The sequence below is a fragment of the Brevundimonas sp. Root1279 genome (assembly GCF_001425945.1).
Lineage (GTDB): Bacteria > Pseudomonadota > Alphaproteobacteria > Caulobacterales > Caulobacteraceae > Brevundimonas.
In genome coordinates this window covers 149,153-170,895 of the sequence record NZ_LMEB01000008.1, presented here as the reverse complement: position 1 = coordinate 170,895, position 21,743 = coordinate 149,153, and the positions used below count along the sequence as shown (strand labels likewise).

Genomic DNA, 21,743 nt, shown 5'->3' with positions numbered 1-21,743 from the left:
TTTGTATTGATTACGACTATATAGGTAAAGAGCTGAATTCTTACTATTAAATGACGGAATTACGTTGACGTATGAGGGTGTCAACATTGTCATGTGTGGAGAAGTTATTGGAGGCCGCGCTGTGAAGTGCGGAATGGGATGGGAACGATCAAGAGAGCTTTGGTGGCGGATAGCCATTCTCTGTTCCGTGCGGGGCTGCTCGCTCTGGCCGAACGGAATCTGAAAGTCAGCCAGGTCGCAGGGGTCGGTGACCTGGGCGGCGCCATGGCCATCCTGCGTGGATGGGGCGCCACCTGCCTGATCATGCTCGATACCGAGCTTCCCGACCTGCATGGTGCGGAAGGGGTCCGCGACATCGTCGCCAACTTCCCCGCGGCCAAGGTGGTCATGGTGGCGGGCGCGCGCACGACCCTGGGAGCCAGCGACGCTCTGGCGGCGGGGGCGCGCGGCTATGTTCTCAAGGACCGGGCGGACGAGCAGATCGCCGCCGACCTGCGGGCGGTTCTCGCCGGCCAGGTCCGGGTGTCTGAAGGCGAGCGCAAGGTCGCGGCTGTGTCGCGCGTGCCGGCCAACGATGTCGGTCCGGGGCTGACCCAGCGTCAGGGAGATGTTCTGGGGCTGTTGGCCGACGGCAAGTCCAACAAGGAGATCGGGCGCGCCCTCGGGATTTGCGAGGGGACGGTCAAGGTTCACTTGCTGGCCGCCTTCCGTCAGCTGGGCGTTCGCAATCGCGTCGAGGCGGCCCTGGTGCTGCGTGGGCCCTATGGCCAGCATCTGCTGCCGGGCTTCCCCGATGGGCGACGCGTGGGGGTGGCCTGGTAGGGCGCTCGTCGTCCGGCCTGGCCGGACGGGTTTTCCGAGAGATCGAAGGCGGCGCGCCCCGGGTGCGTCGCCCTTTCGGCGTGGTCGATTGAAGTATTCGCGTAGCGCATGCGCTGTAATCGCTCCGCAAGCGCAAATCTATTACCAATTGATTAAGTGGGTGGTAGGTTCCGGCCTATGTCGGGAGACAATATCGACGCGGAGTATGGTTCACGTAACCTGAACTTAGTGTTCGAAATGGGGCCTTCAGAACTATAGCGGCAAACCTCGCACTCCTGCGTCCGTCGCTATGACCAATCAGTTCCCTGTTGAACTCAAATCAGCGTCAGACCTCCGGTTTGGCGCGCAGCAACGCTATGCGCGGGGAGAAGTCCTATGGTTACGCTCGTCAAACACGACCTTCAGTTCATCCTGAACCAGATCAAGATCGCCGAGGCCCATGCGGCCGGCGGAAATCTCGCCGCCCTGGTGGCCGGCTACGGGGGCAACGACGGCCTCGCCCAGGCCCACCTGCTGCCCTACGGCCTGCGCACGGTCGACGGCAGCTACAACAATCTGCTGCCCGGCCGCGAGCTGTGGGGCGCCTCGGACCAGTCTTTCCCCGGCCTGTTCACCCCGAGCTATCTGAACGACGCCGACGGCGACCAGATGACCTTCGGTCCGGGCATGACCTACACCAACAATGACTACGGCAACTCCGGCCCGCTGCCGGGAACCATGCCGGGACCGGGCAGCGGCACGGTGATCGACGCCGATCCGCGCCTGATCTCGAACCTCGTCGCCGACCAGTCCCTGAACAACCCCGCCGTCATCATGGCGGCGTTGCAGTATGCCGGCGTTCCCGGACCCGAGCTGATGGCCGCCCTGGCGGACATCCGCGCCCTGCACGCCGCCGTCGAAGCCGCCGAGGGCGGCGATCCGACCGTGCTGACTGCGGCCGAGGCCGAACTGGCCCTGGCCCTGGAGGGCTACGGCATCCAGATGGAGGGCGACTCCGTCTTCCTGCCCAACGTCTCGCCCGATGAGGGCCTGTCCTCGCCCTACAACGGCTGGATGACCATCTTCGGCCAGTTCTTCGACCACGGTCTCGATCTGGTCGCCAAGGGCGGCAGCGGCAGCGTGTATGTGCCTCTGCAGCCGGACGATCCGCTCTACGTCGAAGGCAGCCACACCAACTTCATGGTCCTGACACGCGTCTCCGTCGACGCGGGACCCGACGGCCGCCTCGGCACGGAAGACGACGGTCGTGCGCCGACCAACCTGACCACGCCTTGGGTCGACCAGAACCAGACCTACGGTTCGACGGCCTCGAAGCAGATCTTCATGCGCGAATACATCGACGGGCCGGACGGCTCGCCGATCGCCAGCGGCCATCTGCTTGAAGGTTCGGTGGGCGGCGGGCTGGCCACCTGGGCCGACATCAAGGCGCAGGCCCGCGAGATGCTGGGCATCAACCTGACCGACGCCCACGTCGGCAAGATCCCGCTGATCGCCTCGGACCCCTACGGCAACTTCATCCCCGGCGCGAACGGGCGTCCGCAACTGGTCGTGGGACTCGGCCCGGATGGTCAGCTCGGGACCGCGGACGACGTCCTGCTGGAAGGCGATCCGGCGGCCAACGGCGGCCTGGGCGTCAACATTCCGCCTTCGGCCATCCTGACCAGCCACGCCTTCCTCGACGACATCGCCCACGCGGCCGGTCCGGTCTCGGTCGGCGGCGTGCTGCAGGCCGATAGCGATACGGCGGTCGGCTATTCCGGCGGCTACGACGCCCGCGGCAACCAGACCTCGTACGATAACGAGCTGCTCGACGCCCACTACATCGCCGGCGACGGTCGGGCGAACGAGAACATCGCCCTGACCGCGGTGCACCACGTCTTCCACTCGGAGCACAACCGGATTGTCGACCAGACCAAGGCGCTGGCGCTCAGCTCGGGCGACCTGGCCTTCCTCAATGAGTGGCTGCTGGTCGACGTCACCGAGATTCCGACCAGCCCGGCCGCTATCGCGGCCCTGGTGTGGGACGGCGAGCGCCTGTTCCAGGTCGGTCGCTTCACCAATGAGATGGAGTACCAGCACCTCGTGTTCGAGGAGTTCGGCCGCAAGATGCAGCCGGACATCGACGTCTTCGTCTTTGAGCCCTCGGCCGACATCAACCCGGCCATCGCGGCCGAGTTCGCCCACGTCGTCTACCGGTTCGGCCACTCCATGCTGACCGAGGACATCGCCCGCATCCGCATCGACGAGAACGGCAATCCGGTCCGCGACGACATCAGTCTGATCCAGGGCTTCCTCAATCCGATCGAGTTCGCCAGCGCGGGCGACGCCGACGTTGCGGCCGGGGCCATCATTCGCGGCATGGCGAGCCAGACGGGCAACGAGATCGACGAGTTCGTCACCGGGGCCCTGCGCAACAACCTGCTGGGCCTGCCGCTGGACCTGGCCACCATCAACCTGGCCCGTGGCCGGGACGTCGGCACCCCGCCGCTGAACGAGGCCCGCGCCCGCTTCTACGAGGAGACCGGCGACACCCAACTGAAGCCCTATGAGAGCTGGGCCGACTTCGCGGTGAACCTGAAGAACCCGGCCTCGGTGATCAACTTCATCGCCGCCTACGGCACGCACAGCTCCATCACCGGCGCGGTGACGGTCGACGAGAAGCGCGACGCCGCCATGCTGCTGGTGCTCGGCGGCGAAGGGGCCCCGGCCGACCGGCTGGACTTCCTGAACGCCACCGGGACCTACGCCGGCGGATCGCTGGGCGGCTTGAACACGGTCGACTTCTGGATCGGCGGCCTGGCCGAGAAGAAGATGGCCTTCGGCGGCATGCTCGGTTCGTCCTTCAGCTTCGTCTTCGAAATGACGATGGAGAACCTGCAGGAGGCCGACCGCTTCTACTACCTGTCGCGGGTCCAGGGCCTGAACCTGCTGAACGAGCTGGAGAACAACACCTTCTCCGAGCTGGTCCGTCGCAACACCGACCTGGACAGCCATGACTCGACCGCCCTGCCGGGCGACCTGTTCTCGGCCTTCCAGATGCCCATCCTCGAGATGGACATCAGCAAGCAGCTGGGCGTCGATCCGACCCACGACGATCCGATGCTGGCCGCCGTCTCGCGGCTGGTCGAGCGCCGGGACGCGGCCGGCGCCCTGATCAACGACACCACCACCGACGCCGCCTACATCCGCATCAACAGCAACGAGCACTTCATCGTCGGCGGGACGGAGAACGCGGACACCATCGTCGCCGGCGGTGGTGACGACGCCCTGTGGGGCTACGGCGGCGACGACAAGATCGAGGCCGGCTACGGCGTCGACAAGGTCTTCGGCGGCGCCGGCGACGACATCATCACCAACTCCGGCACGGACATCGGCGAGACCGACTTCCTGCACGGCAATGAAGGCAATGACGTCATCCACGGCGGTTCGGGCCTGGCCCTGATCTTCGGCAACGCCGGCAACGACTTCATCGTCACCGGCCCGGACGGCAAGGAGGCCTTCGGCGGCACCGGCAACGACTTCATGCTCGGCGGCGACGGCGGCGACGGCCTGCTCGGCAACGAGGGCGACGACTGGCTGGAAGGCGGCCCGCGCTTCGACATCATGTCGGGCGACAACTCGGAACTGTTCTTCAACTCCCGGATCATCGGCCACGACGTCATGAACGGCGGCGGCAGCGACACCGACTACGACGGTGAATCCGGCGACGACATCATGTTCCAGGCCGAGGGCATCCAGCGGAACAACGGCATGGCCGGCTTCGACTGGGCCATCCACAAGGGCGACGCCCACGCGGCCAACTCCAACCTGGGGATCGCGGTCTTCGAGACCCAGGAAGCCGTCATCCTGCGTGACCGCTTCGACCTTGTCGAAGGGCTCTCGGGCTGGATCCATAACGACGTGCTGGTCGGCCGCTCCCGTCCGGTGAATACCGCGGTCGAGGCCAGCGGCACCGCCGCGATCCCGTCCGCGGACTCGCCGCTGGACTCCTATTCGAACGACCTGCTCGAGAAGAATGTCCACCTGATCGACGGCCTGGCCGCTCTGGTGGCCCACCTGACCCGGGTGCCCGTGGTCAATGAGGACGGCTCGCCGGTCCTCGACGCCAACGGCAATCAGGAAGTGGTGGTGATGAACACCGCCGCCGCGGCTGACATCCTCCTGGGCGGCGGCGGCAGCGACGTCATTACCGGCCTGGCCGGCAATGACATCATCGACGGCGACAGCTGGCTCAACGTGCGCATCAGCGTGAGGGCCAACAACGACGGCAGCGGACCCGAGTTGTTCAGCGTCGACAGCATGACCCAGCTCGCTGCCCGCATGCTGTCCGGCGAACTTCATGCCGGCCAGTTGGTCATCGTCCGCGAGATCATTGACGGCGACCTGGCCAACACCGGCGTCGACGTGGCCGTCTATACGGACGTGGTCGAGAACTACACCTTCACCCGCAACGCTGACGGCAGCGTCACCATCTCTCATACGGGCTTCGACGAGGACGCTCAGGGCGACGACGGCGATCCGGGCAATGTGGAGGGCCTGAACACCCGCCCGCTGTCCGACGGCGAGGACCGGCTGTTCAACATCGAACGGCTGCGCTTCTCGGACGGCAACGGCGGCACGGTCGAGTACGACGTCGACCAGCTGGTCAACGCGCCGGCCACCGGCCTGCCGGTGATCAACGACCAGACGCCGACCGAAGGCCAGACCCTGACCGTCAACACCGCGGGCATCCAGGACGGCAACGGCCTGGGCGCCTTCTCCTACCAGTGGCAGGTGTCGACCAACGGCGGCACGACCTGGACGGACATCGGCGGCGCCACCGCTGCGTCCTTCACGCCGAATGACGGCATCCTGGGCTTCGGCGGCCAGGTGGGCGGGACCCTGCGCGTCGAGGTCAGCTTCACCGACGCCCGCGGCAATGCCGAGGTGGTCTACTCGGTCCCCACCGGCGTGGTCGGCGATAACTGGGACGCCATCGCGTTCCTCGCCAACACCTTCAACGGCACCGCCGGCGACGATATCGCCGACGGCACCAGCGGCCTGTTCGGCCTCGGGGCCAACGACACCCTCAACGGCAATGCCGGCGACGACCAGCTCAACGGGGCCGGCGGGACCGACACGCTCAACGGCGGCGCCGGCAACGACCGGATCGACGGCGGCGCGGGGGGTTCCGACGTGGCGGTCTGGGCGGGGTCTGTGGGCGGCTTCGCCTTCGGCCTGAACGGGACGGGTCAACTGACGGTGACCGATCTGGCCGGCGGGGAAGGGACAGACACCCTGACGACGGTCGAGCAGTTGCGCTTCGCCGGTGCAACCTATGGCCTGGTGAACGGCACGAACGCGGCCGGAACCTCCAATGGCGGCACGGGAGCCGACATCGTCCTCGGCCACGGCGGCAATGACACCGTCAACGGCGCGGGCGGCAACGACGTCCTCGTCGGCGGCGCCGGCAACGACACGTCGCTGGGCGGGGCGGGCAACGACCTGATCCTGGTCGGCGTCGGCGACGGCCGCGACTTCATCGACGGCGGCCTGAACACCGACACCGTCCGCATCCAGGGCGACGCCTCGGCCGAGACCTACCGCATCTACTCGCGGACGGCGGCGCTGGCGGCCGGCATCACCGGCCTGAACGCCAACACCGAGATCGTCATCACCCGCAACGGGACGAGCAACGCCTCGGTCATCGCCGAGCTCGACAATATCGAGGAAATCGTCATCAGCGGCTTCGGCGGCGGCGACGTCTTCATCCCGATCGGCTCGTTCGTCGGCACCAGCCTGGCCACCAGCACCATCACCCTGGACGGCTCGGAGGGCGACGACACCGTCGACATCTCGGCCCTGACCTCGGCGCACCGGATCGTCTTCCGCCAGAACGGCGGCAGCGACACCATCGTCGGGACCCTGCGTCCGGACGACGTCATCGAGGCCTTCGGCCCGGCGGCGGCGGTGCTCGCGGCTTCGGTCGGCGCCTCGGACCAGATGTTCGTGGCGGGTGACGACGATGACGCCGTCGTCGGCTCGGCGGCGGCCATGGATACGGTCAGCTTCGAGGCGGCTTCGGGCGCCCTGACGGTGAACCTGGGCGCCGGCACGGCCATCGAGAAGGCGGACACCGACGACATCGTCGCCCTGTCCAGCATCGATAATGTGGTCGGCTCGGCCTTCAACGACACCCTGATCGGCGCGGCCGGCGCGAACATCCTGTTCGGCGGCGCGGGTTCGGATGTCCTCCTCGGCCTCGGCGGCGACGACGTGCTGTCGGGCGGCGCCGGTCTGGCCAACCAGATGCAGGGCGGCCAGGGCAACGACACCTATATCGTCGAAGCCAACGACACCCTGATCGAGGTGGCCGGCGAAGGTACGGACACCGTCGCCACCAACCGCGCGGCCTACGAGCTGAAGGCGAACTTCGAGAACCTGGTCTTCATCGGGACCGGCGACTTCTCCGGGGTCGGCAACAGCGCCGCCAACATCCTCGAGGGCGGGGAGGGCAATGACACCCTCGCCGGCCGCGGCGGGGCGGACCAGCTGAAGGGCGGCGCGGGCGTCGACACGGCGACCTACGCCGCGGCGGCGGCCGGGGTCTCGGTCAACCTGAGCGGCGGCGTCGCCTCCAACGACGGCGACGGCGGCTCGGACAGCCTGACCGACATCGAGAACCTCATCGGTTCGGCCCTGAACGACACCCTGATCGGCAGCGCCGTCGCCAACGTCCTCACCGGCGGCGCCGGGGCGGACTATCTGATCGGTCTCGCCGGCGACGACGTCCTGGTCGGCGGCTCCGGTACGGCCAACACCCTTCAGGGCGGCCTTGGCGATGACCGCTACATCGTCAGCGCCACCGGCGACTCGATCGTCGAGGCGGCGGGCGAGGGGACCGACACCGTGGCGACGGCCCTGGCGAGCCACACCCTCAAGGCCAATGTCGAGAACCTGGAGTATACCGGTGCGGGCGCCTTCGCCGGCGTCGGCAACGCCCTGGCTAACGTGATCACTGGCGGCGCGGGCGCGGACACCCTCACCGGCGGCCAGGGCAACGACACCCTGAACGGCGGCGGCGGGACCGACATCGCCGTCTTCAGCGGCGCGCGGGCCAACTACACGGTCGAGGATCTGGGCGGCGGCGCCTACCGGATCACCGATACGGTCAGCGGCCGCGACGGGATCGATCTGCTGACCGGCGTCGAGCAGGTGCGCTTCGGCTCAGCGGCGGCGGTGGCCATCTCCACCCTCGTCGCCGCCGGCGCCCCGCTGATGAGCGCCAAGTCGGCCGACACGGCTCTGGTTCTGCCGGCGGCCGACCAGGACGCCTTCCTGCTGGGCGAGGTCGTCGACCCGCAGGTCTTGCCGGGGGTCGCCGATCTCTCCGCCAAGGGCCTGTTCGATGCGCAGGTCCTGCCGGAAGCGTTCGAAGTCTTCGCCCCTCGGTCGGTCTTCGCCGGCACCGTGGCGATGCACACCTGGGAGGACTGGACCGACGGCCGTCCGGCCGAGAAGGGCTTCCACCTCGACGACTGGCTGTATTGATCCCCTGCAGCCAACCCCGGGGACCCCGGTTTCCGATCGTTTCGGCGGTCGGGGGCCGGGGTCTTCGGCGTTTCAGAAACCGTGGCGGAAGAAGTAGGTGGTCCGGTCGCGGATCAGGCCGTCCTCGAAGGCGTAGGCGTCCGCGAACCGCTCGTGGATCGGCGCTCCGTCCCGACCGCGGCCCTCGACCATGCCCAGGACCACAGCCCGGTCGCCTTCGGCCACGACCTCGTCCATCAGGATGCGCGAGGTCAGGGCGACGCGCTCCCGGCGATACCAGTTCATCACCTCGTCGCGTCCGCTCAGCACTTTCACGCCGGGGCGGCGATAGGTGACGTCGGGATGCAGGCAGGTTTCCAGCACGTCATGGTCGCCCATCTCGATGGCCCGGAACGCGGTCTCGATCAGGTCGTGCATGGCCTCGACGCCGGTTGCGTCGGAGAGACTCGCCATCAGGCGACGTCCTGGGCGGCCAGCATGGCGCCGACGGCGCGGTCGAAATGTTCGTCCATGGCTTGGCGGGCGCCTTCGGGGTCCCGGCGCGCGATCATCTCGGCCAGTTCGAGGTGCTTTTCGATGATGGCCTGATGCTCGGCCTGGGTGCGCCGGGTGCGCCAGGCGGCCGGCACGGCGGACTCCAGCAGCGGCTCGAACGAGGCGATGATCTTGGCCATCAGGGCGTTGCGGCTGGCTTCTGCGATGGCCTTGTGCAGCTGGATGTCGAGGCTGATCAGCTCCGGCGAGCTCCGCTCCGCGCGGGCCATGGCGGCGGCGATGGCGCTGATGCGCGCGGCCTCGTCATCGGTCCGGCGCAGGGCGGCCAGCGCGATGGTCTCGGTCTCGAGGCAGCGCCGGGTCTCCCAGACCTGCCGCACGCTGATCTGCTCGGTACGCACGGCGTGATCCAGCGAGATCGACAGGGTCTGGCTGCTCAGGGCGCTAACCCGCGGGCGTCGGCCGTTGGCCGTGTCGATGATGTTCAGGGCGGCCAGGGCCCCGAAGGCTTCGCGCACCACCGGGCGGCTGACGCCCAGCCGTTCGCCGAAGCTCGATTCGCTGGGCAGTTCGTCGCCGACCCTCAACCGCTCCCGGCCGATGTGCTCGGCCACGTTGCGCATGACGTACTGGACGCGGGTTTCTTCGGAATGGACGTCGGAAGGCATCGATGAAACCGATTGATGAGGCGGTCAGCCTAGCATGGCCGCCGAAAAAGCAACTAGGCGGCTACGGCCGTCGGGACGGGGGTCGACGCGGCCATCGTCACCTGGCCTCCGGCGCGCCGAAAATCGGTCGGGCAAAGGCCGAAGCGCTTGCTGAAGGCGCGGGCGAAGCTGGCGTTGTTCAGATAGCCGGCGCTGTAGCCGACGGCGGACACCGGCCGGTTGCTGGAGGTCAGGTCGGCGGCCGCCTTGGTCAGGCGGTGCTCGGCCAGGCAGTCGGCCACGGTCTGGCCGAACACTTCGCGGAAGCCCTGGGTCAGCTTGGCGCGGTTCAGGCCGGCGGTGCGCCCGATCAGACTGAGGGTCAGCTTTTCGTCGAAGCGGGTGGCGATGATCCGCCGGGCGGTCATCAGCCGCTCCATCTCTGACAAACTCAGGCTGGAGGTCGAGGCCTGCGGCACCAGTTCGCCGCGGTCGGCGCGGTCGATGATCTCGCAGATCAACTCCTGGCATTTGGCGCGCTGGTACAGGTCGCGGGCCGCGCCGTTGATGGCGGGGGAGGCGGCGGCGGTGACCAGGGCCGACAGCGCGTCGTCCAGATAATAGTCGCCGTCGCCCAGGCCGGCGAACAGCGGCTGGAAGGCGCCGCCGGCGATGAAGGTCACGGTCAGGACGCCGGGGCCCTCCGGTTCGGTCGCGGGCAGGGGGCGCGCGGCGAGGCCGGCGACCGATCCGAGCGTCAGCGTCGCCCGTGCGCCCCCGCGGCCGGCGGCCTGCCAGACCAAGGTGCAGCGCGCCGCACGGGCGTCGGCGGCCTCGATCAGCGGCGGCGTGCCGTTTCGGGCGATATGCACCTTCAGTCCCGGCTGGAGGTCGAGACCGGCGCTGGAATCGCTGGTCATTGAAAGAGGGGAGGTCTGCACGGCCGCTCCTGTCGTTTCCCTGAGCGATGACGGCCGTTCCGGCTCTTGAGATCGCTTCCTGATCGACAGGGATAACCTATCTGACAGGTTTGACAAGACCTGTAATACAGGTGAAAGCCTCGGCGCGGCGGTGACCTCTTCGTGCCGCCGTGCACAATCGGACGGCTCCGGATCGGCGCTTTGGCCGTTTATGCTACCGCGACCTGACGTCGGAGCGCCCATGGCCGAAATACTCGTGACCCTAGACACCGGCCGCGTGCGCGGCGCGGAGACCGATGGTGTCGTGCGCTATCTCGGCCTGCCCTATGCGGCCGCGCCGGTCGGCGAGCGCCGCTTCGCACTTCCTCAAGCCCATGCGCCGTGGACCGAGGTGCGCGATGCGGCGACCCCGCCCGGCAGCGCCCCTCAGGTGGTCCGCGACTTCCCCGGTCTCGATATCGCCCCCCTGATCGGGACCGGCTGGCTGCGCGGCGACGACTATCTGAACGCCAACGTCTGGGCCCCGAAGGGCGGCGCCTCGGGCCGGCCGGTCATGGTCTTCATCCACGGCGGCGCCTTCGTGCTGGGCAGCAACAGCGCGGCGGTCCAGGACGGCGCCGCCTTCGCGCGCGACGGCGTGGTGCTGATCTCGATCAACTATCGACTGGGCGTCGACGGCTTCGTGCCGATTCCCGGCGTCCCGACCAATCTTGGCCTGCGCGACCAGATCGCCGCTCTGCAGTGGGTTCAGCGCAACGCCGCGGCCTTCGGCGGCGATCCGGCCAATGTCACCGTCTTCGGCGAATCCGCCGGCGCCATGTCGGTGGCCAATCTGATCGTCTCGCCTTTGGCCAAGGGTCTGTTCCGCCGCGCCATCGTCCAGAGCGGCCACGGTTCGATGGTCCGTCCGCCCGAGGCCGGCCAGCGGCTGGTCAAGAAGCTGGCCCGGATGCTGCGCATCAAGCCGGATGTCGCCGGCTTCCGCAGCCGCGGCTTCGATGAAACCCTGGTCGCCCTCGAACGCATCAGCCAGCCCGCGGTCCGCGTCGATCTGCGCGACGAGAAGGGTCGCGAGCCGGCCTACGGCCTGAGCAAATTCCTGCCGGTCTATAAGGACGAGGTCCTGCCGGATCACCCGCTCGACGCCCTGGCCAAGGGCGCGGGCGCCGAGGTCGATCTGCTGATCGGGACCAACACCGAGGAGATGAACCTCTATTTCGTCCCCACCGGCGTGCGGCCCAAACTCAGCGGCTGGCTGTCTCGCCTGATCCTCGGCCGCGTCGAGCCCAAGGCGGGGCCGGTGCTCAAGGCCTACGCGCGCAAGGGGGAGAAGGCGGGGTGGACCTTCACCCGGGCCCTCAGCGATCTGGTGTTCCGCTATCCGGCCCGTCAGTTCGCCGCCGCCCACCGCGGCCGGACCCACGTGTATGAGATGGACTGGCGCTCGCCCGCCACCGGCGGCGAGCTCGGCGCCTGCCACGGCATCGAACTGCCGTTCGTCTTCGACACGCTCGGCGTGGTCACAGGACCGACCGGCCTGGCCGGGGAGGCCCCGCCGCAGGCCCTGGCGGATCACGTGCACGGCCTGTGGGTCCGGTTCGCCCGCACCGGCGAACTGCCCTGGCCGGAGTATTCGGCCGCCGATCCCCAGGTTTACGGCCTGGCCGCGGGCCGCGCCGAGCGCGAGCCGCCCATGCCTTGCGCCGCCGTCCTGAACTGAAGGAAGTCCCTTGTATCTCGAGCGTTTGAAACTGACCGGCCGCGTCGCACTCGTGACCGGCGGGGCCAGCGGCATCGGCCTGTGCTGCGTCGAGGCGATGGCCGAGGCCGGGGCCCGCGTGATCATCGCGGACCGCTCACGCGAGGCCATCGACGCCGCCACCGACGCCCTGGCCGAGAAGGGCTATGACGTTGAAGGCATTGTCATGGATGTCACCGACTCCGCCCGCGTCTCCGAGGTCGCCGACGACGTCGTCGCCCGCCACGGCCGTATCGACATCCTGGTCAACAACGCCGGCATCGCCCGCAGCGAGATCAACGCCGAGGACATGGAGGACGAGCGCTGGCTCAACGTCCTCGACGTCAATCTGAACGGGACCTTCTGGTGCGCCCGCGAATTCGGCCGCCACATGTTGGCCCAGGGCTCGGGCTCGATCGTCAACGTCGGCTCGATGAGCGGCTTCATCGTCAACCGGCCGCAGGGCCAGGCCCACTACAACGCCTCCAAGGCCGCGGTGCACCACCTGACCAAGTCGCTGGCCGCCGAATGGGGCGCGCGCGGCGTGCGGGTCAACGCCGTGGCCCCGACCTATATCGCCACGCCGTTGAACGCCTTCGCCGACCGCGAGGCGCCGATGTTCAAGCGCTGGATCGATTCCACGCCGATGGCCCGCCTCGGCGAGCCGGAAGAGGTGGCGTCGGTGGTGGCCTTCCTGGCCTCGGACGCCGCCAGCCTGATGACCGGGGCCGTCGTCCTGACGGACGGCGGCTACAGCTGCTGGTAGCGTTGCGGCCAAGCTCGGGGCAGGGTGGGGCATGACTGAATCGCACGACCATCCGCTGATCGCCGGCGTCGAACTGGGCGGCACCAAGATCGTCTGTCTGCTGGCCACCGGGCCGGACGACATCCGCGAGACGGTGCGCATCCCCACGACCACGCCGGCGGAGGCCCTGGGCGAGGTGGTCAAGGTGCTGTCGCGCTGGCACGCAGGGCCTGGCTTCGCGGCGGTCGGCATCGGCAGCTTCGGCCCGCTGGAGCTGGACCGCCAGTCGGCGCGCTACGGCCGCATCGTCGCCACGCCCAAGCCGGGCTGGAGCGAGGCGGATCTGAACGTGTTGGGCGCGGACCTGGACGTGCCAGTCCTGATCGACACCGACGTCAACGGCGCCGCCTACGCCGAGGGCCTGTGGGGCGCAGCGCGCGGTCTGCGCAGCTACGCCTACGTCACCGTCGGCACCGGCATCGGCGTGGGCTCGATTGTCGAAGGACGATCGGTGCAGGGGCTGGGGCATTCGGAAGCCGGCCATCTCAGGGTCGGACGCCTGCCGGGCGACACCTGGCCCGGCGCCTGCCCCTACCACGGCGACTGCGTCGAGGGCCTGGCCTCGGGGCCGGCGATCGGCGCCCGCGCCGGGCGACCGGGCGGCGAACTCGATCCTGACGACCCCGTCTGGGACATGGTCGTCCACGCCCTGGGCGGCATGCTGCACAACCTGGTCCTGACCACCGCGCCGGAGCGAGTGTTGATCGGCGGCGGCGTCGCCGACGGCCAGGCATGGCTGTTCCCGCGCCTGCGCCGCGCCCTGGCCGAGAGCCTCAACGGCTACGCCACCGCCGATCGCATCCTGCCCCAGCTGGAAGACTTCATTCAGGCCCCCGGGCTGGGCGGCATGGCCGGGCCGCTGGGATCGATCGCCCTCGGAAAGGCTGCGCTGGCGGGGCTTTGAGCCGTTCCGGCGGCGGCGACGGTCAACGTTCCGTGCTGTTCGGCATAGTCACTGACCTTTCATACAGGTCGGTCGATGGCATGCTTTCCCTAACAGCTACCGGACCCGATTTCGGAGCGATCCCTAGGGGGGACATCATGCGTCTGACCACCATCCTCGCGACCAGCGTCGCCGCTCTCGCCCTCACCGCCGGCGCCGCCGCGGCCCAGACTGCGCCTGCTCCGGCCCAGACGGCCGACGAAGACGGCGCCGCTCAGGTCGACGACATCATCGTCACCGCCCGCAAGCGCTCCGAGCGTCTGGCGGACGTGCCGGTCGCCGTCACCGCCGTGACCGAGGAAACCATCGAGCGTCGCCAGTTGACCTCGGTGCGCGACGTCGCCGCCATCACCCCCGGCCTGAACATCAACTCGGACGCCGCGGGTCGCGGCTTCCTGTCGATCCGCGGCATCGGCATCACCCTGCTGGACAACGTCCAGCCGGGCGTCGGCATCTTCGTGGACGGCGTCTACCAGGCCAACACCTCCTACCTGAACAGCCCGACCCTGGCGGTGGAGCAGATCGAAGTCCTGCGCGGGCCGCAGTCGACCCTGTTCGGCCAGAACACCCTCGGCGGCGCCATCAACGTCACCACCAAACAGCCGTCGGACGACGTCGAGGGCCGCGTCACCGCCACCTACGCCGGGCCGGACGACTACTACATCGTGGGCGCCACCGTGGCCGGTCCGCTGATCCCGGGCGTGCTGCAGGGCCGCCTGACCGCCGGCACCCAGAGCCGTGACGGCTTCATCGAGAACAGCCTGCTCGGCTACGACGACGCCAACCGCCTGCAGCAGGACACCGTCCGCGGCTCGCTGCGCTGGATCGCTCCGGCCGACGCCGTGGTCACGCTCAACGCCTACTATGACACCGTCGAAGGCACCGGGCCGCTCTACGCCCTGACCACCGGCCCGACGGACTACCGCAGCGACGCCCAGACCAACGTGCGCAGCGAGGCGACCTACGACTACAGCGGCGTCAACCTGAAGGTCGACCTGCCGATCAGCAGCTCCACCGACATGACCGCCCTGGTCTCCTACGACCGCCGAGAAAACGAAGGCTCCAGCGACGGCGACTTCCAACCGCTGCCCCTGATCGAGTCGAGCACCTTCGGCACCCTTGAAACGACCAGCGCCGAGATCCGCTTCGACAGCGAGTGGAGCGACAACTTCTCCACCCTGTTCGGCGTCTTCGCCTCGAACCAGACCTCGGACCAGAGCTCGACCAACACCCTGGTCTTCCTCGGCGGCGCCCAGGTGACCGCGACCTCCTTCTCGGACGCCAATATTGTCGGCGTGTTCGGCACCGCCTTCTGGGACATCCAGCCCGACCTCGAGCTGACCGTCGGCCTCCGTTACGACCACCAGGAGATCGATTTCCAGAGCGCCATCGACTCGACCTACGAGGCCGAGGAGATCCAGCCCCGCATCGCCCTGCGCAAGAAGTTCGACGAGAACCGGATGGTCTACGCCTCGATCGCCCGCGGCTTCCGCGGCGGCGGCACCAACGGCCCGGGCGCGCCGAACCCGATCTTCGACGGCGACTCCGTCTGGACCTACGAACTGGGCTCGAAACTGGCCAGCCCGGACCGCACCTTCTCGATCCAGGGCGCAGTCTTCTACAACGATTACAGTGACATGATCGGCCAGAACAGCCTGGCGCCGATGGTCGGCGGCGGCGGCATCGTCGGCATCAACCTGAACACCGGTGACGCCGAGAGCTACGGCGTCGAGGTCGAGGTCGACGCCCAGCTGACCGAGGCCTGGTCGGTCCGCGGCGGCGCCATGCTGCAGCGCGCGCGCATCACCGACGACAGCCGCTATGTCGAGACCACCGGCCGCCAGCTGCCCAGCGACCGCATCCCGTTCAACCCCGACTGGACCCTCAACCTGCAGACCGACTACGTCGTGCCGCTGGGTCGCGGCGACCTGACCTTCACCGGCGGCGTCGTCGGCAAGGGCGACCGGGTCGGCTCGAGCCTGAGCGAGACCTTCTCGCCGAAGCTGACCAGCTACTTCCTGGCCAACGCCTCGCTCATCTACCGCATCGACAACCTCGAGATGGCGATCTTCTCGAACAACCTGTTCGATGAGGAATACTATGAAAGCTACATCGACAGCTCGGTCCTGACCGTCGCCGGTCTGCCGGCGCTGGGCAGCCTGGGACAGATCGGCGACGGGCGCCGCGTGGGCGTCCGCGTGGGCTACAGCTTCTAGGCGGGATGAAGGGAGCCTGACGGTGACTACGTCCCCCGCATCCCCGCTTTCGGAAGCGCTGACGTCCGAGCTGAGGGCTCTCTTCGGCGACCGGCTGCACTTCGGCGAGGCCATGCGCAGCCAGCACGGCGCCAGCGAGGCCCACTTCGACACCGTGCTGCCGGACGCCGTGGTCTTCCCGCATTCGACCGAGGAGGTGGTGGCGCTGGTCAAGGCCTGCGTCGCCGCCGACACGCCGATCATCCCTTACGGGGCCGGCACCTCGATCGAGGGCAACACCACGCCGGTGCGCGGGGGGGTCTCGGTCGACCTGTCGCAGATGGACGCCATCCTGCAGGTCAACGCCGAGGACTTCGACGTCACCGTCCAGGCCGGGGTGCGCCGCGAGCAGCTCAATGAGTATCTGCGCGACGTCGGCCTGTTCTTCCCCATCGACCCGGGGGCCAACGCCACCATCGGGGGGATGGCGGCGACCCGCGCCTCGGGCACCAACGCCGTGCGCTACGGCACCATGCGCGAGGCCATCCTGAGCCTGCGCGTGGTGACCCCGGACGGCCGTGACATCCGCACCGCCCGCCGGGCCCGCAAGTCGGCGGCCGGCTACGACCTGACTCGGCTGATGATCGGCTCGGAGGGCACCCTCGGCATCATCACCGAAGTGACCCTGCGCCTGCACGGCATCCCCGAGGCGATCATGTCCGCGGTGTGCAGCTTCGAGACCCTGGGCGGAGCGGTCGACACCGTCGTCCAGTCGATCCAGCTGGGCATCCCGCTCGCCCGCGTCGAGATCCTCGACGACGTCCAGATGAAGGCGGTCAACGCCTGGTCGAACCTCGCCTATCCCGAGAAGACGACCCTGTTCTTCGAGTTCCACGGCTCCGAACGTTACGTCCAGGAACAGGTCGAGACCGTTTCGGCCCTGGCCCACGACAACGGCGGCAGCGAGTTCCAGTGGTCGAACCTGCCCGAGGAGCGCGCCCGCCTGTGGAAGGCGCGGCACCAGGCCTATTACGCCGCTGTCGGCCTGCGGAAGGGCGCGGTGGGCTGGCCGACCGACGTCTGCGTGCCGATCAGCCGCCTGGCCGAATGCATCCTCGAGACCAAGAAGGATCTCGAGGGCGCCAGCATCCCCGGCCCGATCCTCGGCCACGTCGGCGACGGAAACTTCCACGTCGTCTTCGTCATCGACCCGAACAAGCCGGAGGAGGCCGAGGAGGCCGAGGCCCTGAACCGCCGCCTGGTCCGCCGGGCGCTGGACATGGACGGCACCTGCACCGGCGAGCACGGCATCGGCCTGGGCAAGCAGGACTGGCTCGTCGAGGAGATGGGCGAGGCCGTCGACATGATGCGCACCATCAAGCGGGCGCTCGACCCCCGCGACCTGTTCAATCCCGGAAAGATCTTCCAGCTCTGACCGCGTACCCCTGAGGCGCCGCGCGCGCCGGAGGCTTCTCATGGCCATCGTGACTGCTCCCACCCTCGACGACGCCGCCGCCGTCGCTCCCGTCGATCCCCTGCGCCGGACCGCCTGGCGGGCGGTGCTGCTGGTGGCGTTGGTGGTCATGTCGGCCGGAACCGTGCGCCTCGGCTTCTCGCCGCTGCAGGAGGCGGCCAAGGCCGACCTGGGGCTCAGCGACTACCAGATCGGTCTGGTGCAGGGCATCGCCGCGGCCTTGCCGATGGCGCTGATCGCCATTCCGCTCGGGTGGCTGACCGATCACACCAAGCGCACGCGCCTGATGCTGGTGCTGGGCCTGATCTGGACGGCCGGTATGATCGGGACCGCCTTCGCCCAGTCGTTCGAGACCCTGTTCGCCGCCCGGATGCTGGCCGGTCTCGGCTCCATGAGCATCGTGCCCGTCGCCATTTCGGTGCTCGCCGACCTGTCTCTGCCGCAGAGCCGCGGCAGGGCGATGCTGTTCCTCGGCATGGGCAATACGCTCGGGCCGGCGCTGGCCTTCATCGTCGGCGGCGCCCTGTTCACCGCCTTCGTCGCCGGCGCCGCCTTGCCGGGCGTCGAACTGGCCCCGTGGCGCGAAGCGGCCCTGGTGTTCGGGATCGCCAGCGCCGTCCTGCTGGTCCCGCAGCTGTTGATCCGCGAACCCGCCCGACACGAGGTCGAGGACGGCGGCAACTCCCTGAAGGCCATGCTCCGCGCCCTGTGGGCCCGCCGTCGCTTCCTCGCCCCGCTGTTCGTCGGCCAGATCAGCGTCATCATGGCGGACGCCGCCGCTGGCGTCTGGGCCGTACCCGTGCTTCAGCGCAACCTCGGCCAGAGCACCGGCTCGGCGACCGCCCTGGTGGGCGGCCTGCTGCTGGTGGCGGGCGTTCTCGGCCCGCTGATCGGCGGCTTCGCGGCAGACAGGGGCCACAAGAGTTCGGTGCGCGGCGGCATCCTGATCGGCGCTGTCGTCGCCTCGGCCATCGGCGTCCCGGCGGCCCTGTTCCCGCTCGTCACCAGCGTTCCCGCCTTTGTCGGCGTGCTGTTCGCTCTGCTGGCCGCCGGCTCTGTCACCGGCCTGATCACCGCCACCTCGATCGCCGTCTTGGTGCCCAACGAGGAGCGTGGCGTCTGCCTCGGCGCCTTCATGATCCTCGGCTCGCTGATCGGCCTGGGCCTGTCGCCGGTGCTCGTCTCGCTCGGCAGCGAGGCGCTGGGCGGTGAGGCGCACCTGGCCCCGGCCCTGGCCATTGTCGGCGCGGTGACCAGCCTGGTCTCGCTGATCGGCTTCGTCCTGGCCATGCGCAACGCCCCGGCGCAACCCACCTCCGACTGAGCCGTCCGACGCTGGCCTTTGACGAGGCCTGTGCGAGGGTGTTGGGCGGCGGCGCGCGGATTCGGCCGGCCGCCCAGCAGAGGAACGACGCATGGCGGGTCCGCTCGCAGGATTGAGGATCATCGAGATCGCGGGCATCGGGCCGGGCCCGTTCTGCGGCATGATGCTGGCCGACCACGGGGCCGAGGTGATCCGCATCGAGCGGCCGGGCGGCGGCACGGGCCTGCCGGACTCGTCGAAGGACGTGCTGCTGCGCTCGCGTCCGACCCTGACCATCGACCTGAAGTCGCCTGCGGGGGCCGCGGCCGTGCGCGAACTGGCGAAGACCGCCGACGGCCTGATCGAAGGCTATCGGCCCGGCGTCATGGAGCGGTTCGGCCTCGGGCCGGACGTGCTGCTCGCCGACAATCCGAAACTGGTCTACGGCCGCATGACCGGCTGGGGGCAGGAGGGGCCATACGCCCAGGTCGCGGGCCACGACATCAACTACATCGCCCTGGCCGGGGTGCTTGATGCGATCGGCCGGGAAGGGGAGAAGCCGCTCGCGCCGCTCAATCTCGTGGCCGATTTTGGAGGCGGCGGCATGCTGCTGGCCTTCGGCATGTTGGCGGCGATCCTCCATGCGCAGCGGACCGGGCAGGGGCAGGTGGTCGACTGCGCCATGGTCGACGGCTCGGCCCTGTTGATGAGCATGTTCTGGGGGCTGAAAGCGATGGGCGGCATGCGGCCCGAGCGGGGGACCAACTTCCTCGACAGCGGCGCCCACTTCTATGAAACCTACGCGACGTCCGACGGCGGCCACGTCGCTCTCGGCGCCATCGAGCCGCAGTTCTACGGCCGCCTGCGTGAGCTCGCCGGGCTGGCCACAGACCCCGACTTCGACAGTCAGATGGATCCCCGCGCCTGGCCTGTCTTGAAGACCAGGCTGGAGGCGCTGTTCCTGACCCGCACCCGGGCCGAGTGGTGCGAACTGCTGGAGTACAGCGACGCCTGTTTCGCCCCGGTGCTGTCGATGGACGAGGCGCCGGCGCATCCGCACAACGCCGCCCGCGGGACGTTCGTCGAGGCGGGCGGCGTGACCCAGCCCGCCCCGGCGCCGCGCTATTCGGCGACCCCGACCGTGTCTCCCTCGATGCCCGGCCGCCGCGCCGTCGACCCCGTCGAGGTGCTGTCCGGTTTCGGTCTGGCCGACGAGCGTGTCGCCGAGCTGGTTGGTTCAGGCGTGGTGTCCTGACGCTCGGCCCAGGCGATGCAGGCCGCCGCCACCTCTTCCCAGCCGGGCTCGGCGAGCAGCAGGTGCGATCGGCCGGGGAAGGCGAGGTAGTCGGTCGCGGCCGATGAGCTCTGCTGCAGGCGATACGCCGCGCGCGCCAGATAGGGCGTCACCAGCCGGTCGCGGTCGCTTTCGGTGATCAGCAGGGGGCGGGTTCGGCGCCGCGGATCGATCCGTGTCCCGGCCCAAAAGGCCGCTTGATAAAAGACCCGCCCTGGCGCCGGGATGACATAGCCGTCGTAGGAGGCGTTCTGCAGCTTCGGCGGCGCCGCATTGGCGAAGCGCTCGGCCCAGCGCCGACGGCTCATCGCATAGGGTCGGTTCCACCCGTTCCAGCGCAGGATCGGCGGCAGGGCGGCGGTCAGGGTCAGCCACCCGGGTATGACGCCGCCGATCGGGGCGGGGTTGATCGCGATGCCCGCCCGACCGACGCCGCGGTCGAGCAGCATCTGGGTGAACAGGCCGCCGAACGAGTGTCCCACCAGCAGCGGCGGAGAGGGCAGGGCGGCGATGTCGGCCTGCAGCCCGTCGACGATCGCCCCGACGCTCAGCCCGCCCAGCTCCGGCGGCGGCGCGGCGTTCAGTTCGGCCGCCGTCCGCCCTTTCAGCGGGCCCCAGGTCGGCGTCAGTACGGTCCAGCCTGCGGCCTCCCACGGTCTGCGGAAGTCCGCCCACGAGTCGGTCGTCACCCACAGACCGTGGATCAGGAAGACGGAGCGGTCGGTCGACATAGGGCCAGGCTCCGGCCTTCCGCCGGTCAGACGACCGTCTCGACCCGCGCCGGGCTGCGCTGGTGCTCGACCGCCCAGTCGAGGGCGTAGTCGGCGACCGCCTCCCAGCCGGCGTCGATGCCGGTCCAGTGCGAGCGGCCCTCGAAGATCTTCAGGTCCGTCCGCGACGGCGCCTGCTTCTGCTTGTTGTAGATGCCGCGAGTCATGCTGGCGTCGGCGATCAGATCGAGCTCGCCGCCGATCAGCAGCAGCGGGGCCCGCTTGGGGTTCTTCCAGTTGATCCGCCCCGAAGCGCCCGTGACGCCGTCCCAATAGACCTTGCCCGGCGTGGGCACGATGAAGCGGTCGTACAGCGCGACGACCTGATCGCGCGGCGCGGTCTGGGCGAAGCGCTCGGCGAAGAATTTGCGGCTCATCACCTTCGACTTCTTCCAGCTGAACAGGTCGCTGAAGACCGGCAGGGCGGAGACGATGGCATGCGGACCCAGCGGCACGCCGGGCGTCGGGGCCGGGTTGATCGCCACCCCGACGACGCCGAGGCCGCGGTCGAGCAGGTGCTGGGTGATGACCCCGCCCAGCGAATGGCCGATCAGGATCGGCTCTTCCGGCAGGGCGCGGATCAGCCGATCGTAGTGGTCGAAGATGGCCACCTGTCCGAGCCGCGCCAGCTCGGGCGCCGGGGCGCGGCGCAGCTCGGCCGGGGTGCGGTCGTCATAGGGCCAGTCCGGCGCCACGACGGTATAGCCCTTGGCCTCGTAGCGGGCCTTGAAGCCGGCCCAGCTGGCCGAATTCAGCCAGGCGCCGTGGATCAGCATGATGGTCTTGGTCATGGCGGCTCTCCTCGGT

13 protein-coding genes are annotated in these 21,743 nt (G+C 68.9%); 9 read left to right on the top strand and 4 right to left on the bottom strand.

Features of this window, described 5'->3' with window-relative positions; genetic code table 11:
* Positions 1–162: 162 nt before the first annotated feature.
* Both ASC65_RS12780 and ASC65_RS12775 read left to right on the top strand, forming a co-directional pair.
* Entirely contained in the window at positions 163–822 is a 660-nt protein-coding gene (locus ASC65_RS12780) for a LuxR C-terminal-related transcriptional regulator (RefSeq protein ID WP_162245682.1), read from the top strand.
* A 375-nt stretch (positions 823–1,197) separates the two neighbouring features.
* Positions 1,198–8,352 carry a peroxidase family protein gene (locus ASC65_RS12775; RefSeq protein ID WP_056453898.1) on the top strand — a complete coding sequence of 2,385 codons (7,155 nt, stop codon included), beginning with the start codon at positions 1,198–1,200 and terminating at the stop codon, positions 8,350–8,352.
* Between the two features lie 72 nt (positions 8,353–8,424).
* Here the strand turns inward: ASC65_RS12775 and ASC65_RS12770 are convergent, their stop codons facing one another.
* Genes ASC65_RS12770 through ASC65_RS12760 form a run of 3 tightly spaced genes read right to left on the bottom strand, consistent with a single transcriptional unit; the run spans position 8,425 to position 10,414 of the window.
* Positions 8,425–8,805, bottom strand: coding sequence for a nuclear transport factor 2 family protein (locus ASC65_RS12770; protein WP_056453895.1), 381 nt, complete (start codon positions 8,803–8,805; stop codon positions 8,425–8,427).
* Positions 8,805–9,515, bottom strand: a complete 711-nt coding sequence (locus tag ASC65_RS12765) for a FadR/GntR family transcriptional regulator (protein WP_056453892.1) — start codon at positions 9,513–9,515, stop codon at positions 8,805–8,807. Before ASC65_RS12765 ends, ASC65_RS12770 begins: the two co-directional genes overlap by 1 nt.
* 53 nt (positions 9,516–9,568) lie before the next feature.
* On the bottom strand, positions 9,569–10,414 hold the full coding sequence (locus tag ASC65_RS12760) for a helix-turn-helix domain-containing protein (RefSeq protein ID WP_056453889.1): 846 nt from the start codon (positions 10,412–10,414) through the stop codon (positions 9,569–9,571).
* Positions 10,415–10,655: 241 nt separating this feature from the next.
* Here ASC65_RS12760 and ASC65_RS12755 point away from each other — a divergent pair, with 241 nt between their 5' ends.
* From ASC65_RS12755 to ASC65_RS12725, 7 genes are all read left to right on the top strand, one after another.
* A complete protein-coding gene (locus ASC65_RS12755; RefSeq protein WP_056453887.1) occupies positions 10,656–12,134 on the top strand; it encodes a carboxylesterase/lipase family protein in 1,479 nt (492 codons plus the stop codon).
* A gap of 25 nt (positions 12,135–12,159) precedes the next feature.
* On the top strand, positions 12,160–12,918 hold the full coding sequence (locus tag ASC65_RS12750; protein ID WP_200939839.1) for an SDR family NAD(P)-dependent oxidoreductase: 759 nt from the start codon (positions 12,160–12,162) through the stop codon (positions 12,916–12,918).
* 31 nt (positions 12,919–12,949) lie between these two features.
* Positions 12,950–13,861 carry an ROK family protein gene (locus tag ASC65_RS12745; protein ID WP_056453881.1) on the top strand — a complete coding sequence of 304 codons (912 nt, stop codon included), beginning with the start codon at positions 12,950–12,952 and terminating at the stop codon, positions 13,859–13,861.
* A 137-nt stretch (positions 13,862–13,998) separates the two neighbouring features.
* The gene (locus ASC65_RS12740) at positions 13,999–16,116 is read left to right on the top strand and encodes a TonB-dependent receptor (protein ID WP_056453878.1); all 2,118 of its coding nucleotides are present in this window, start codon (positions 13,999–14,001) and stop codon (positions 16,114–16,116) included.
* 22 nt (positions 16,117–16,138) lie between these two features.
* A complete protein-coding gene (locus ASC65_RS12735) occupies positions 16,139–17,530 on the top strand; it encodes an FAD-binding oxidoreductase (protein WP_235561491.1) in 1,392 nt (463 codons plus the stop codon).
* Between the two features lie 40 nt (positions 17,531–17,570).
* Entirely contained in the window at positions 17,571–18,893 is a 1,323-nt protein-coding gene (locus ASC65_RS12730; RefSeq protein ID WP_056453871.1) for an MFS transporter, read from the top strand.
* A 91-nt stretch (positions 18,894–18,984) separates the two neighbouring features.
* Complete coding sequence (locus ASC65_RS12725; protein WP_056453868.1) at positions 18,985–20,127, top strand: CaiB/BaiF CoA transferase family protein; 1,143 nt, start codon at positions 18,985–18,987, stop codon at positions 20,125–20,127.
* Positions 20,128–20,923: 796 nt separating this feature from the next.
* On the opposite strand, the gene ASC65_RS12720 is transcribed toward ASC65_RS12725, so the two are convergent.
* Positions 20,924–21,727, bottom strand: coding sequence for an alpha/beta hydrolase (locus ASC65_RS12720; protein ID WP_056453865.1), 804 nt, complete (start codon positions 21,725–21,727; stop codon positions 20,924–20,926).
* Positions 21,728–21,743: the final 16 nt, after the last annotated feature.